Here is a 14220-nt window from a genome sequence, read left to right as displayed (position 1 = left end):
CGCTCGCAATTGCCCGCCATCCGCGCTATATGGCGCCCTGCCAGAGGGTCGGGCGATCGCCGCCGCGCAAGCGGGGGAGGAAAGTCCGGGCTCCACGGAAACCACGGTGCCGGATAACGTCCGGCGGGTCCGCTTTCGGGCGGGCTCAGGGAAAGTGCCACAGAGAGCAGACCGCCAAAGGCTTCGGCCCGGCGAAAGGTGAAAGGGTGCGGTAAGAGCGCACCGCGCGGACGGCAACGGACGCGGCACGGCAAACCCCACCGGGAGCAAGGTCGAATAGGGATGGCAAGAGGCAACTCAGGGCTGGTTCCGGCCCCGCCGTCCGGGTTGACTGCTTGAGCGTCCGGGCAACCGGCCGCCTAGAGGAATGATCGCCCATCCCCGCAAGGGGTGGACAGAACCCGGCTTACAGACCCTCTGGCGCCATACTCTCCCCACCTGCGCTGGAACCGCGCTTGCGGGCGGCGCGTTGCCTTTGCAGGCCAACGATAGGGAGCCCGGTCATGAAAGTCGTCGACGAACATGTCGAAGTCACCGATGAAGAAGCCACCAGCGCCGTCAAGGGGCACAATGTCCGCTATGTCCTCGCCATATCGCTCGCGGCGGTGATCGTCGTGCTGTCGGCGATCTGGATCGTCCCGGCGCTGCTGCAGCCCTGAACCCTCTCTTCCCTTCGTGTCGAGCGAAGGCGAAATACGAAGGGAATAAAGGAAAAGAGGCGGATTCGGCGGCGCTCGGCGGGCTGTCTCGTCCGTTCGTCATGCTGAACTCGTTTCCGCATCCATGGCCGGACCTCCCCTTTTGTACCGCATTTCATGCGAGGGCAGGCCACGGACCCTGAAACAAGTCGGCAATTATCCCTTTTCGACACGTCACTGTCCCCCGGCGAAAGCCGGGGCCCAGATGGCACAGCGCTACCTCGCATGGACCCCGGCTTTAGCCGGGGAAGAGGGTGGTGACGGGATAGACAGGGTAACGCGCAGACGGTGCTTCAACCTCATCCCGCGCCGGGATAGGCGATCGTCATCACTTCCCATTCCTTCGGGCCGGCGGGAAGCTGGACCGTGCGCAGGTCGCCGACCGCCGCGCCGCGCAGCGCGCGGGCGAGGGGGCTGTTCCAGCCGATCCGCCCGGCGCCGGCGTCGGCTTCATCGTCGCCGGTCAGCGTGACCGTGCGCCGCATGTTGTCCTCGTCGGCAAGCTCCACGGTGGCGCCGAACCAGATGCGGTCCCGGTCGGGCTGCGCCGCCGGATCGACGACGCGCGCCGCCTTCATCCGCCGCGCGAGGAAGGCGAGCCGCCGGTCGATTTCGCGCAGCCGCTTGCGGCCGTAGATATAGTCGCCGTTCTCGCTGCGGTCGCCATTGCCCGCCGCCCAGCTGATCGTTTCGACCAGCTTCGGCCGCTCCCCGCCCAGCAGCGCGTCATATTCGGCGCGCAGCGCGGCGAAGCCCGCCGGGCTGATGATGTTGCTCCTGTCCCCCGCCACGGGATTCAGCCGGGGTTCGACTTGCCGAGGTAGAAGCTCAGCGGCGCCTTGGGCAGCGCCCGGCCGCCTTCGCGCAGCGTGTCGTAGACGACGGCATTCTCAAGCACGCGCTGGACGTAGTTCTTCGTCTCGAAGATCGGGATCGCCTCGATCCAGTCGAGGATGTCGATCGCCCCCGTCCGCGGATCGCCGTTGGCGCGCAGCCATTTGTTCACATTGCCGGGCCCGGCGTTGTAGGCGGCGACGGCGAGCGGATAGCTGCCGCCGAAATAGCTGAGCATCTGCTGGAAATAGGTCGACCCCAGCGTCATGTTGTAGCCGGTGTCGGTGGTCAGCGATCCGGCGTCGTAGCCGAGCCCCAGCTTGCCCGCGACCTCGCGCGCGGTGCCGGGCATCAGCTGCATCATCCCGCGTGCGCCCGCATGGCTGACCGCGGCGCGATCGAACTGGCTTTCCTGCCGCGTGATCGCGTGGATGAAGGTCCAGTTGCCCTCATGGCCGGCGGGGACGCGGACGGTCGGAAAGCCCGACACTTCGACCGCGTCGAGGCTGTTCGCCTGCGCGCTGCGGCCGATCATCACGCCCAGGTCGGGGCGGCCGATCTGCTGCGCGAGCTGGCCCGCGAGCACATGGTCGGCGGGCGAGGTCGCCTTTTGCGCCAGCGCGCGCAGGAACAGCGACTGTTCGCGCCACGCGCCGATCTCTCCCAGCACGCGCGACGCGCGGACGAGGCGGTCGTCGTCGAACGCCGTTCGCTCGGCGCCGCTGACCTGGATGCTCGGCACCGGGGTCGGGCGCGGCTGCGGCCGGCCGAGCCGTTCGAGCGCGAGCTGGCCGTAGAACTGGTCGTAATGCTGCGCGGCGTCGGCGAAATGGGCGTTGGCGGCCGCGGCGTCGCCCGCCGCCAGCGCCGCGCGGCCGGCCCAGTAATAGCCCTTGGTGCGCGTCTGCGCCGAGCGGGCGGCGTCGCCATAGGCGCGGTAGAGCCGCACCGCTTCGGCCGGGCGGCGCAGGTCCTTGAAGGCGAGCTGGCCCGCGAGCCAGGCGAGCGAGGTGTAATCGTCGCGCACCCCCAGCGGCGTCTCGCGCACCACCGTGCCCGGCGGCAGCGCGTCGTCGATCTGCTTCGCGATATTGTAGGCGGTCAGCTTGTCGCCCGCCGCGTCGGCCTGCCGCGCGTTGGTCAGCAGCGTCTCGAGCCATTCCTCGGCATCGGTGGGAGGGCTCGCCAGGCTGCGCGGGCCCGCGAGCAGCGCGCGCGCCTCGCCGACGCGGCCCGACTTGCGCAGCCAGGTCGCCTTGGCGGTGATATAGCCGGGATCGGTGCGCAGGATCGCCGGGTTGGCCGCCTCGACCGCCGCGGCCTGCAGCGCGGCGTCGACCGCGGCGCTGCGCAGCGCGAGCCGCGCCGCGAACTGCGCGCGCCGTTCGGGCGAGGTGAAGCCGAGCTGGCGCGCCGCGGCGGCGGTGTTGTTCGACCACAGCAGCCGGTCCATCCGCGCATCATGGTCGGCGAGGCTCAGCGCGCCGGGGAAGAAGGAGAGCACGCGGTTGACCTCGCTCTCGTCGAGCGGCCCGCTCGTCCACGCGCGGCGGACGGCGGCATAGGCCTCGTCGCGGCGGCCCGAGGCGTTGAGCGCCAGCGCCATGCGCAGCTCGCCGCTCGGCGTCTTTGGCGGATAGGCCTGGAAATAGGCGAGGGTGCGCGCGGGGTCGAAGCTGTCGATCGCGATCGCCTTTTCGGCGCGGGTGCGCATCTTGTCCGCGTCGGGCCAGCCCTTGTTCGCCATCAGGAAGCGCGACAGGCGGTCGAAGGAGGCGCTCTGGTCCTGGGTCAGGCGCCGCCATTCCATCACCGCGTCGCCGACCGTATTGGTCGCCGTCGGCGGGGTGGTCGAGACCGACGCAAGCCCCATCTGGGCGCGATACCAGGCCATCTGTTCGGGCGTCAGTTCGCCGGCGGTCGCCATGGAGGGAAGAAGGAGCGCTGCAGCCAGCGCGAGACGGGAAACGGGGAACAGCGAGATCATGCCGGGCATTTTAGTGCCAAACTCCTTGCGGGGCGCTGAATAGGCGTTCATTAGGCGGCGCGCCGACCTTCCCTATCGGTTCCGGCGCTTTTTTGTAAAGGAGCGGAGCATGTTTTCGGGCTCGATTCCCGCCTTGGTGACGCCATTTCGCGATGGGGCGTTCGACGCCCCGGCCTTCGTGCGCCTCGTGGACTGGCAGGTCAAACAGGGGACGAGTGCGCTGGTCCCGTGCGGCACCACCGGCGAAAGCCCGACGCTGGGCTTCGACGAGCATTACCGGGTCATCGACGTCTGCATCGAGGCGGCGGCGGGGCGCGTGCCGGTGATCGCCGGCTGCGGGTCGAACGACACCGCGACCGCGATCCGGCACATGCGCCATGCGCAGGCGGCGGGCGCGGCGGCGGCGCTGGTCGTCGCCCCCTATTACAACCGGCCGACGCAGGACGGGCTGATCGCGCATTTCCGGGCGCTGGCCGACGCGAGCGACCTGCCGATCGTCGTCTACAACGTCCCCGGCCGCACCGTCACCGACATCGCGGCCGAGACGATGTGCCGGCTGGCCGAGATTCCGTCGGTGGTCGCGATCAAGGATGCCAGCGGCGACCTCGCCCGCGTCACCGTCCACCGGGCCGGGGCGGGCGCCGGTTTCTGCCAGCTCAGCGGCAACGACGACCTGTGGCTGCCGCACGCGGTGCTGGGCGGCGTCGGCTGCATCTCGGTGACCGCCAATGTCGCGCCGCGGCTGTGCGCCGATTTCGCCGCCGCCTGCGCCGCGGGCGACTGGAGCGGCGCGCTGAGCCTGCACGACCGGCTGTTCGCGCTGCACAAGGCGATGTTCTCCGACGCCTCGCCGGGGCCGGTCAAATATGCGCTGTCGCGCGTCCACGACTGGTTTTCGCCCGAAGTGCGCCTACCTATCATCCCGGCGTCGGATGCGTCGCGCCGGGCGGTCGATGCCGCCCTGTCCGCGGCGGGAGTGATTTAGGCTATGATCGCTATGTGGTCTTTCCCCCTCCGTTCGACGCGAATGGGGCAAGAGTTGGCATAAGGTTCAATTTTCAGGTTTCTCAATGGCCCGTCCGCAATCCGCCCCCGAATTCGACAAGAAGAAGGTCGTCGCCGAGAACCGGCGCGCGCGCTTCGACTATGCCGTCGAACAGGTGTTCGAAGCGGGCATCGCGTTGCAGGGGACAGAGGTCAAATCGCTGCGCTTCGGCGAGGGCACGATCGCCGAAAGCTATGCCGAGGTGGCGGGCGGCGAGGTGTGGCTGATCAACGCCAATATCCCCGAATTCAGCCACGGCAACCGCTTCAACCATGAACCGCGCCGGCCGCGCAAGCTGCTGCTGAACACGCGTGAGATCAACAAGCTGCACGCCGCCGTCGCGCGGCAGGGGATGACGCTGGTGCCGCTGTCGGTCTATTTCAACAGCCGCGGGCGCGCCAAGGTCGAACTGGCGCTCGCCAAGGGCAAGAAGGCGCACGACAAGCGCGAATCGATCAAGGAACGCGACTGGAAGCGCGACAAGCAGCGCCTGATGAAGGAACGGGGATGAGCCGCGGCGGCAAACCTCGCGATAAAGCCGCGGTGATGAACTGGATCCGCCGCAATTCTCCTTCGCGGGAAGAATTGCTGGAGAGCCGCTTCATCAAGCCCTTCGCGCATCGCGTCGCGCACAGCCATCTGTGGCGCTTCACGCGGATGTCGGTGCCGCGCGGCACCGCGCTCGGGCTGTTCGTCGGCATCTTCTTCCTGATCCCCGGCGTCCAGATTCTGGGCGTCGCGCTGCTTGCGCTGCCGTTCCGCGCCAATATCCCGATCGGCGCCGCGATGACCTTCCTGTCGAACCCGGCGACGACGCCCTTCCTGATCGCGGCGTCGGTGTGGCTGGGGAACAGCATGTTCGGGCTGCATGCCAACGTCGCCACCATCTCGATCATGGTGGACGAAGGCGCGTCGGCGGGCGCGTGGGTGCGCTGGGTGCTGTCCGACGCGGCGCCCGCGCTGCTCGCGGGGCTGTTCGTCATCTCGGTCGTGTCGGCGGTGGTGGGCTATCTGCTCGCGGCGCTGTTCTGGGACAACTGGATCCGCCTGCGCTGGCGGCGCAAGCTGCGCCGGGCGCGCGACCAACGACATGAGGCATCGACGAGCGACGGGGCGGCCGGTTGAACGCGCGGTTCGCGCGGGTATAGCTGTTTCCATTGTAACCATCTGCCCCGCGCGCCGGGGCCGTGGTCGCGCCCACCATCCTCTGGGGACCGTCATGACTCGTTCGCATATCTCTTCGCGCCTGTTCGCGACCGCCGCCATCGGCGCGCTGCTGCTCGGTTTCGCATCCTCCGCCACGGCGAAGGACGCCGCCAAGGCTCCGGCGCCCGCCACCGATGCCGCCGCCGGGCCCGAGATCGGCGATTTCGGTTTCGACATGGCGGGCATGGACCGAGGCGTGAAGCCCGGCGACGATTTCTATGCCTATGCCAACGGCACCTGGGCAAAGACGACGGCGATCCCCGCCGACAAATCCAACTATGGCATGTTCACCGCGCTCGCCGACCTGTCGCAGCAGCGCACGCGCGAGATACTGGATGCGGCGAAGGGCAATCCGGACAGCATGATCGGTCGCGCCTATGCCTCCTATCTCGACGGCGCGGGGGTCGAGGCGAAGGGGCTGGCGCCGATCGAGCCCTGGCTGACCAAGGTACGCGCCGTCGACAAGGCCGGGCTGGCGGCGCTGCTGGCCGAGGCCGACCGCAACGGCATCTCGCATTTCTTCGGCGGTTATGTGGGGCAGGACGACAAGAATCCCGACGTCTATATCTACACCATGGTTCAGGGCGGCATCGGCATGCCCGACCGCGATTTCTACCTGAAGGGCGGGGATCGCAACACGGCGTTGCAGGCCGCCTACCTCCGCCACCTCGAAAATATACTGACCCTCGCGGGCGAAAAGGACGCCGCGGCGCGCGCGCGGGCGCTCTACGATTTCGAGAAGCGGATTGCCGAGGTTCACTGGGACAAGAACGACAGCGGCGACGCGACCAAGGTCTATAACAAGATGACGATCGCCCAACTCGCGCAGGCAGCGCCGGGCTTCGACTGGACGACCTTCATCCGGGGCATCGGGGTCAAGGAGGACAGCCTTCTCGTGTCGCAGCCGAGCGCCTTCACCGGCGAGGCGAAGCTGATTGCCGAGGCGCCGATCGGCGTGATCCGCGACGCGCTGCTCGTCCGCAGCCTCGACGATTTCGCCGACGTGCTGCCCGACGCGGTGGCGCAGGAGGCTTTCGCCTTCCACGGCACCGCGCTGTCGGGAACGCCGGAGATGCAGGAACGCTGGAAGCGCGCGGTCGATTTCGTCAGCGACCATATGGGCGAGGCGGTCGGCAAGGATTATGTCGCCAAATATTTCCCGCCCGAAACCAAGGCGGCGATGGACGGGCTGGTGAAGAACGTCCTCGCCGCGCTCGACGAGCGCATCGGCCACCTGACGTGGATGCAGCCCGAAACCAAGGTGAAGGCGAAGCGCAAGCTTGCCAACTTCACCACCAAGATCGGCTATCCCGACCGCTGGAAGGACTACAGCACGCTCGAAATCCGTGCCGACGATCTGTTCGGCAACGCGCTGCGCGCCAACCAGTTCGCGCATGACGACAATATCAGCCGCCTCGGCGGGCCGATCCGCCGCTGGGAATGGGGGATGACCCCGATGACGGTCAACGCCTACGCCAATTTCGGGATGAACGAGATCGTCTTTCCCGCGGCGATCCTGCAACCGCCCTTCTTCGATCCCAAGGCCGACGCGGCGATCAACTATGGCGGCATCGGTGCCGTCATCGGTCACGAGATCAGTCATCATTTCGACGACCAGGGCGCGAAATATGACGAGACCGGCAAGCTGTCCGACTGGTGGACCCCGGCCGACGTCGCGGCATTCGATGCGGCGGGCAAGGCGCTCGTCGCGCAATATGACGCCTATGAAGTGCTGCCCGGCGAACATCTCGACGGCACCTTCACACTCGGCGAGAATATCGGCGACCTCGCGGGGCTGACCATCGCCTATGACGCGTACAAGGCGTCGCTGGGCGGCAAGGCGGCGCCGGTGATCGACGGGCTGACCGGCGACCAGCGCTTCTTCCTTGGCTGGGCGCAGGTGTGGCGGCGCAACTACCGCGAGCAGAATCTGTCGCAGCGCATCACCACCGACCCGCATTCGCCCTCGATTCAGCGGGCATGGGTCTCGCGCAACCTTGACCCTTGGTATAAGGCCTATCAGGTAAAGCCGGGCCAGAAGCTGTATCTGGCGCCGAAGGACCGTGTCCGCATCTGGTGATGCGAAACAGGAAAGACTGCCCTTGACCGCGACGACCCTGCCTTCCGCTGACGCCGAACTCGGCAGGGGGACGGGGCCGGCGGCGGCGCTGGTGCCTTCGGGATTGTCGCGATTCGACGTGGCGCTGCTCGGTGGGCTGGTGCTGCTGTCGGTCGGGCTTCTCTTCTGGGCGACGCGCGATGCCGTGCTGGCGGCGGGTTTTCTCGCGGGTCTTGCCGTCGCGGCGGGCGGCGTTCTGTTGCTGCGCCGGGTCTTTCCCGCCGTGGGAGCCAGCGAGGCGGCGGCGCCCGACTGGACGATGCTGCGCCAGGCGGTCGATCACGACGATGTCGCGATCGCGGTGACCGACCGGGCGGGACGCCTCGTCTGCGCCAACGACCTGTTTGCGACCTGGATGGGCGGCTTCGTGACCCCGCCCGGCCTGCCGCTCGACGGGCGCGGCGCCGAGGCGCTGAAGAACGCCGGCCGCGCGGCGTGGCGCGACGGCGAAGGGCGCGTCGACGATCTGAAGGTCGGCGCGCTGCCGCTGCGCGCACAGGTCAACCGCACCGGGCAGGCCGACGATTATCTGGTCTGGCGCTTTGCGGCGATCGACCGCCTCGACCTTGCGTCGGAGATTCTCCGCCACCTCGAAGGACCGGCGGGCCGGACGCTCGGGCAGGCGGGGGTGATGGCGGCGCTGGTCAATGCCGAGGGTCGGCTGCGCGTCGCCAATCAGGCCTTTCTGCTGCGAGCGCTCGGCGAGAGCGATGCGAGCCATTATGCCGGGCGCGACGTGGCGGCGATGCTGCGGCTCGACGATTCGGGCGGGCTGACCTTCGCGCGCGAGGGCGACCGGGCTCCGCCGGTGCGGATGCTCCAGATTCCGCTGGCGCCGGCCGATCCCGCCGGCCCGTTGTTGCTCGCGCTGATCGACGAGGAGGTCGGGCCCGCCGACCGCGGCACCGCGCAAACCTATATCGAGACCTTGCTGTCGCTGCTCCCCTTCGGGCTCGCGCTCGTCGATCGCGACGGGCGGTTCCTCTACATGAACCGCGCCTTCGGGCGCGCGGCGGGGGTGGCCGATGGCCGGATGCCGCGCTACCCCGGCGACCTCGTCGTCGGCGAGGACAAGGGGCCGCTCGCCGACATGATCCGCCGCCACAGCAGCGGCCAGCAGGTCGGCGGCGATCTGTCGATCCGCCTCGTCGGGCAGGGCGACGAGCCGGTGTCGATGCGCGTCGTCGGCGTGCGCGGGCTGGGCGAGGCGGCGGTGCTGCTCAGCCTCAAGGATTCGAGCGAGGAGACGCGGCTCAAGCGCCAGGTCGCGCAGCAGTCGAAGATGCAGGCGGTCGGCCAGCTCGCGGGCGGCGTCGCGCATGATTTCAACAATATCCTGACCGCGGTGCTCGGAAGCTGCGACCTGATGCTGATGCGCCACACGCCGGGCGACAGCGACTATGACGACATTCAGCATATCCGCAGCAACGCGAATCGCGCCGCCAGCCTGACGCGGCAATTGCTCGCCTTCTCGCGCCAGCAGACGCTGCGGCCCCAGATATTGCAGCTTCCCGACGTGATTTCGGAGGTGTCGCACCTGCTCAGGCGGCTGATGGGCGATACCGTCCAGCTTGCGGTCCATCATGGCCGCGGGCTCGGCGCGGTGCGCGCCGACCCGGTCCAGCTCGAACAGGTGATCATCAACCTCGCCGTCAACGCGCGCGATGCGATGATGCCCGGCGGCGGCACGCTGACGATCGAGACCTATCCGGTGTCGGCGGCCGAGGTGCGGCAGATGGGCAACGAGTTCATGCCGCCCGCCGATTACAGCGCGCTCAAGGTCAGCGATACCGGCGCGGGCATTCCCGCCGACGTGCTGCCCAAGATCTTCGAACCCTTCTTCACCACCAAAGACGTCGGCAAGGGGACGGGGCTGGGCCTGTCGACGGTCTATGGCATCATCAAGCAGTCGGCGGGCTTCATCTTCGCCGACAGCCGGCCCGGCGAGGGGACGAGCTTCACCATCTACCTGCCCGTCCACCGCGCCGCCGCCGGCGCCCCCGCCGCCCCCGGCAGCGGCGCGCCCGCCGTCCCCGGCAGCGGCGCCCCCGCCGTTCCCGCTGCTCCGATCCGCGCAAAGAAGTCCCAATGGGGCACAGGCACCCTCCTGCTGGTCGAGGACGAGGACATGGTCCGCGCCGTCGCCGAACGCGCGTTGACCCGCGCGGGCTACAGCGTCGTCACAGCGTCGCAGGGCGAGGAGGGGCTCGAGCGGTTCGCGGGCATGGACAAGGTTGATCTGGTGATCAGCGACGTCGTGATGCCGACGATGGACGGTCCGACGATGGTCCGCGCGATGCGTGCGAAGCGGCCGGCGCTGCCTGTGCTCTTCATGTCGGGCTATGCCGAGGAGCAACTTCGCCAGTCGATCGATATCGATCATGTCGCCTTCCTGCCCAAGCCCTTTTCCGTAGCGCAACTTGCCGAAGCTGTTTCGGCGGCGCTCGACGATGCCGCGCACCGGGTGTCCGATGATGGATGATCGGCTGGTCCTGCTGGTCGAGGACGACGTGCTGATCGGCATGATGCTCGTCGACATGCTCGAAGCGCTCGGCTTTCCCGAGCCCGCGCAGGCGACGTCGATCGAGGAGGCGTTTGCGGTGCTCGACGCGCAACCGGTTGCAGCGGCACTGATCGACATCAACCTAGGCGAAACCAAGGGATGGCCGGTGGCCGATGCGCTGGCGGCGCGGGCGATTCCCTTTGCCTTCACCACCGGCGGTGGCGACATCATCCCGCCCGCGCACGCGCACCGGACGATGGTGACCAAACCCTTCCGCCTCGCGGAGATCGAGGCGGCCCTGAGCGCGTTCTTCACCGGGTAGCCTTTCCGCTCACCAAATTATTTTGTTCCCCTCTTGTTCCTATAGAACAAATGTGGCACAAAGGTAGAGCGTTGCGATGCCTCTGCGCTCGCTCTAGAGCAGGAAAGGGACGGCAAATGGCCGGACAATTGTCACTCGTCGAATCGGGGAAATCAGTGAACGGACCAGACAGACAGAAGGCGCTCGACGCCGCATTGGCGCAGATCGACCGCGCCTTCGGCAAGGGCTCGGTGATGAAGCTCGGCTCGAAGGAGGCGATGCAGGTCGAGGCGATCTCGACCGGTTCGCTCGGGCTCGACATCGCGCTGGGGGTCGGCGGCCTGCCGCGCGGGCGCGTCATCGAAATCTATGGCCCCGAAAGCTCGGGCAAGACTACGCTTGCGCTGCATTGCATCGCTGAGGCGCAGAAGATGGGCGGCACCGCGGCCTTCGTCGACGCCGAACATGCGCTCGATCCCGTTTATGCGAAGAAGCTTGGCGTCGACATCGACGAACTGATCGTGTCGCAGCCCGACACCGGTGAGCAAGCGCTCGAGATCGTCGACACGCTGGTGCGTTCGAACGCGATCGATGTGCTCGTCGTCGATTCGGTCGCGGCGCTCGTTCCGCGCGCAGAGATTGAGGGCGAGATGGGCGACAGTCATGTCGGCCTGCAGGCACGGCTGATGTCGCAGAGCCTGCGCAAGCTCACCGGGTCGATCAGCCGTTCGCGCTGCATGGTGATCTTCATTAACCAGCTGCGCATGAAGATCGGCGTGATGTACGGGAATCCCGAGACGACGACCGGCGGCAACGCACTCAAATTCTATGCCTCGGTCCGCCTCGACATTCGCCGCACCGGGCAGATCAAGGACCGCGACGAGATCGTCGGCAACACGACGCGTGTCAAGGTGGTCAAGAACAAGGTCGCGCCGCCGTTCAAGCAGGTCGAGTTTGACATCATGTACGGTCAGGGCATTTCGAAGATCGGCGAGATCCTCGACCTCGGCGTCAAGGCCGGGCTGGTCGAGAAATCGGGCGCCTGGTTCAGCTATGATTCGATCCGAATCGGGCAGGGCCGCGAGAATGCGAAGAATTTCCTGAGCGAGAATCCCGAGCTGATGCAGCGGCTCGAAAGCGCGATCCGCGGTCGCACCGATGCCGTGGCGGAAGAGATGATGACCGGTCCCGACGACGGGGAAGACGACGATCTCTGATCGTATCCGTCTCCCGTTCGGCCGGTCCCGTTTTCCGGGCCGGCCGGCCGGCGGCGGCGGGTCCACGCCCTCTGGGCCTGCAAGTTCTTCTCTTGAAGTAGGTCGGCCCGCCCGCCGTTGATGCGCCTCTCGGCGCCTTCGCATTGTTCGCGCTGGTAGTCTACCGGCCCCCGACGGGGGGTTCCGCAAGGTTTTTGTGAACCTGTCGGCTACCTGATCTGGAAATCCCCCTAAGGATGATTAGGGCGCGTTGTCTTTCGGCGTCAGGAAAAGCGACAGAACCATTTCGATGTGATTTTCGATGAAATCCTCATCGAAGGGATTCTGCTTTGACATGAATTGATATTCTTCGGACAGCGTGAACACCGACGTGGCCGCTCCGATGAATAGATAGCGCAGGTGCATCGGGTCGCCGCTGCGAAGCATGCCTTCCTCCTGCGCCTTTCGCAAAATCATCAGGTCCATGGCGATGCCGGGCGCGAGATGATTCTTGATCAGCCATTCCAGCCGCTTCTGCCCGCCTTCGTTGGCCTGGACCATGAAGCGGTGGAGTTGGGGAACCTTGGCGCTGAACAGGATGAACTCGCGCAGCATCAGACGCAGCAGGATGGGCTGATCGACCCCGTCCAGGCCCTGATATCGCTTTCGCTGCTGCGCGACATATTCGCCGAAAACATATTTGGCTGTGGCTTCCCACAGCAATTCCTTGTTGCCGAAATGATGCCCGATCAAACGGTGGTTGACGTCGGCCTTGTCGGCGATCTCCCGCGTGCTGGCGCCGTCGAATCCCTTGTCGGCGAACTCGCGCAGCGCCGCTGCGAGGATGGCCTGTTTGGTCTCGATCGCGCGCTGCTGCTCCCGCCGCTTGCGCCGCTGGGGTGCGCGCTGCGGGCTCGTCTCGGCTTTTGCGCCGTCTGCAGATATACTGGTCAATGGACTATTGTCCCACCTCTATCAGTCGCACGGGCCGCGCTGGCGGTATCAGCGCCCCTCGCGCCCCGTTTCGCGAATGCCCGTCGTTTAAGATACAGTTGTGCGCGACGCAACGTCGGGCGCGCCCGCGGCGGAGGGAAGAGGGGGGGCAGCGGCGCGCTACCCCCCCTCACCCCCCTCCAGAGGCGTCAGGCAGGCCTTCGAGCAGGCCGCCCTTCCGAAGCCAGTCGATGATCAGTGTGATGGCGGCATCCAACTGCTCCCGCTGGCCGATGTAATAATGATTGGCACCGGGGATGGTGTGCAGCTCCTTCGGACCGCCGAGGCTGCGATAGATGGTGTCGGTGTGCGAAGGCGGGCAGCAGTCGTCGGCGGCATTGGCGATCACCAGCGCGGGAACCGTGACATGCGGCCCCTGAAGCTCCGTGTTCGCGCGCGATTCGTCGATGCTCCATTGCGAAAGCCAGCTTCGCAGGGTCGCGAACCGCGCCAGCCCGATGGGGCCGTTGTTCACGGCCTCCGGTTCGCCGAGGTAGCAGATTCCGGGAGCTCTCCCGTTGGCGTCGAGCGTGGGGTCGAGCCACCGGGGGTCCGCCATGGTGCCGTGGGTCACGAAGCATCGTTCCTGATCGGCCGAACCGCGCCGCTTCAGCGCGTCTAGCGTCTCGCGCACCCACGCCGTAATCCGCTGGTTGCGGCCGATCTGCGCCGCGCGATAGGCCGCGACGAAATCGGGGGCATAGGGCGGCTTCGGCCCGTTGATGCAGTCATAGAGGTCGAAGGCGGCGTTGCGATCGGTCGGGTCGCCTTCGCTGCGCAGCGCAGCATCCATCGACTCGGTCATGATCCGCGCACGCGCCGAATGGGCGGCAAGCTGCATGATCGCATCGGCCGGCTGAAGCCCCGACAGGTCGATCGCATGGCCGCACGGCGTCGCCGTGATCGTCGGATTCTGGGCTTGCGACTGATAGAAGACCGAAAGCGAGGCCCCGCCGCTCCAGCCAGCGAGAATGACCGTCCTGTAGCCCAGTCGTTCGCGGGCATATCGGACATAGTGACCAAGGTCGACGAGCACCTTCTCCATGATCAGTGCGCTGTCGTTGTGCGGATAGCGGCTGCCGCACGCAAGCACCGGAACGCCGCGCCGCGCCAGCTCGCGCGGCAGCGGCAGTGTGTCGAGCGTCGCTGTGGGGTGCATGAAGAGGAGTACGGTGTCGCGGGTGGCGTCGGGGCGCCGCAGATGCATGCCCTGCAGGACTACGTTCGCCACCCCGCCGCCGTAGGTTTCGCGCGACTGCTGCGCCTCGGTGAATGCGATGAGAATAGGGGTGGTGGTGGGTTTTTGGTAGTCTTTTGCCATGATCGTGGCCTTTCGGT

At 67.0% G+C, this 14220-nt stretch carries 12 protein-coding genes and 1 other RNA gene; 9 read left to right on the top strand and 4 right to left on the bottom strand.

Annotation, left to right across the window (positions count from 1 at the left end):
• Window positions 1–40 precede the first annotated feature (40 nt).
• Window positions 41–425, top strand: an RNA gene (gene rnpB, locus C3E99_RS10115) — RNase P RNA component class A.
• A gap of 78 nt (window positions 426–503) precedes the next feature.
• Entirely contained in the window at window positions 504–659 is a 156-nt protein-coding gene (locus tag C3E99_RS19745) for a hypothetical protein (protein ID WP_156483147.1), read from the top strand.
• 338 nt (window positions 660–997) lie between these two features.
• On the opposite strand, the gene greB is transcribed toward C3E99_RS19745, so the two are convergent.
• Window positions 998–1489, bottom strand: coding sequence for a transcription elongation factor GreB (gene greB / locus C3E99_RS10110; RefSeq protein ID WP_076076063.1), 492 nt, complete (start codon window positions 1487–1489; stop codon window positions 998–1000).
• 5 nt (window positions 1490–1494) lie between these two features.
• Window positions 1495–3528: a lytic transglycosylase domain-containing protein gene (locus tag C3E99_RS10105; RefSeq protein ID WP_076076060.1), complete on the bottom strand. Its 2034-nt coding sequence runs from the start codon at window positions 3526–3528 to the stop codon at window positions 1495–1497.
• Between the two features lie 100 nt (window positions 3529–3628).
• Here C3E99_RS10105 and dapA point away from each other — a divergent pair, with 100 nt between their 5' ends.
• The 7 genes from dapA (at window position 3629) to recA (ending at window position 11910) form a co-directional block, all read left to right on the top strand.
• Window positions 3629–4504, top strand: coding sequence for a 4-hydroxy-tetrahydrodipicolinate synthase (gene dapA, locus C3E99_RS10100; protein WP_076076057.1), 876 nt, complete (start codon window positions 3629–3631; stop codon window positions 4502–4504).
• Between the two features lie 85 nt (window positions 4505–4589).
• Complete coding sequence (gene smpB / locus C3E99_RS10095; protein ID WP_067110614.1) at window positions 4590–5075, top strand: SsrA-binding protein SmpB; 486 nt, start codon at window positions 4590–4592, stop codon at window positions 5073–5075.
• Between the two features lie 35 nt (window positions 5076–5110).
• Entirely contained in the window at window positions 5111–5689 is a 579-nt protein-coding gene (locus C3E99_RS10090) for a DUF2062 domain-containing protein (protein WP_076077974.1), read from the top strand.
• A 94-nt stretch (window positions 5690–5783) separates the two neighbouring features.
• Window positions 5784–7850, top strand: coding sequence for a M13 family metallopeptidase (locus C3E99_RS10085; RefSeq protein WP_076076055.1), 2067 nt, complete (start codon window positions 5784–5786; stop codon window positions 7848–7850).
• Between the two features lie 88 nt (window positions 7851–7938).
• Window positions 7939–10371 carry a hybrid sensor histidine kinase/response regulator gene (locus C3E99_RS10080; RefSeq protein WP_104960359.1) on the top strand — a complete coding sequence of 811 codons (2433 nt, stop codon included), beginning with the start codon at window positions 7939–7941 and terminating at the stop codon, window positions 10369–10371.
• Window positions 10361–10714: a response regulator gene (locus tag C3E99_RS10075; protein WP_076077969.1), complete on the top strand. Its 354-nt coding sequence runs from the start codon at window positions 10361–10363 to the stop codon at window positions 10712–10714. The genes C3E99_RS10080 and C3E99_RS10075 overlap by 11 nt, the downstream gene beginning before the upstream one ends.
• A 116-nt stretch (window positions 10715–10830) precedes the next feature.
• Entirely contained in the window at window positions 10831–11910 is a 1080-nt protein-coding gene (recA, locus tag C3E99_RS10070; RefSeq protein ID WP_104959756.1) for a recombinase RecA, read from the top strand.
• A 240-nt stretch (window positions 11911–12150) separates the two neighbouring features.
• Here recA and C3E99_RS10065 read toward each other — a convergent pair whose 3' ends face one another.
• Together C3E99_RS10065 and C3E99_RS10060 are read right to left on the bottom strand one after the other, a co-directional pair.
• A complete protein-coding gene (locus C3E99_RS10065; protein WP_083675123.1) occupies window positions 12151–12843 on the bottom strand; it encodes a TetR/AcrR family transcriptional regulator in 693 nt (230 codons plus the stop codon).
• Window positions 12844–13012: 169 nt separating this feature from the next.
• Window positions 13013–14203: a PhoPQ-activated protein PqaA family protein gene (locus tag C3E99_RS10060; protein WP_076076050.1), complete on the bottom strand. Its 1191-nt coding sequence runs from the start codon at window positions 14201–14203 to the stop codon at window positions 13013–13015.
• Between the last annotated feature and the right edge of the window lie 17 nt (window positions 14204–14220).

Source organism: Sphingopyxis sp. MG, assembly GCF_002953155.1.
Lineage (GTDB): Bacteria > Pseudomonadota > Alphaproteobacteria > Sphingomonadales > Sphingomonadaceae > Sphingopyxis > Sphingopyxis granuli.
This window is presented reverse-complemented; position numbering and strand designations above follow the sequence as displayed.

What these genes read in the sequence shown, in the direction of transcription:
- C3E99_RS10075 (WP_076077969.1), top strand. Translation starts at nt 10,361, where the DNA reads ATGATGGATGATCGGCTGGTCCTGCTGGTCGAGGACGACGTGCTGATC.
- recA (WP_104959756.1), top strand. Translation starts at nt 10,831, where the DNA reads ATGGCCGGACAATTGTCACTCGTCGAATCGGGGAAATCAGTGAACGGA.
- C3E99_RS10085 (WP_076076055.1), top strand. Translation starts at nt 5,784, where the DNA reads ATGACTCGTTCGCATATCTCTTCGCGCCTGTTCGCGACCGCCGCCATC.
- C3E99_RS10105 (WP_076076060.1), bottom strand. Translation starts at nt 3,528, where the DNA reads ATGCCCGGCATGATCTCGCTGTTCCCCGTTTCCCGTCTCGCGCTGGCT.
- C3E99_RS10060 (WP_076076050.1), bottom strand. Translation starts at nt 14,203, where the DNA reads ATGGCAAAAGACTACCAAAAACCCACCACCACCCCTATTCTCATCGCA.
- smpB (WP_067110614.1), top strand. Translation starts at nt 4,590, where the DNA reads ATGGCCCGTCCGCAATCCGCCCCCGAATTCGACAAGAAGAAGGTCGTC.
- C3E99_RS10090 (WP_076077974.1), top strand. Translation starts at nt 5,111, where the DNA reads ATGAACTGGATCCGCCGCAATTCTCCTTCGCGGGAAGAATTGCTGGAG.
- C3E99_RS19745 (WP_156483147.1), top strand. Translation starts at nt 504, where the DNA reads ATGAAAGTCGTCGACGAACATGTCGAAGTCACCGATGAAGAAGCCACC.
- dapA (WP_076076057.1), top strand. Translation starts at nt 3,629, where the DNA reads ATGTTTTCGGGCTCGATTCCCGCCTTGGTGACGCCATTTCGCGATGGG.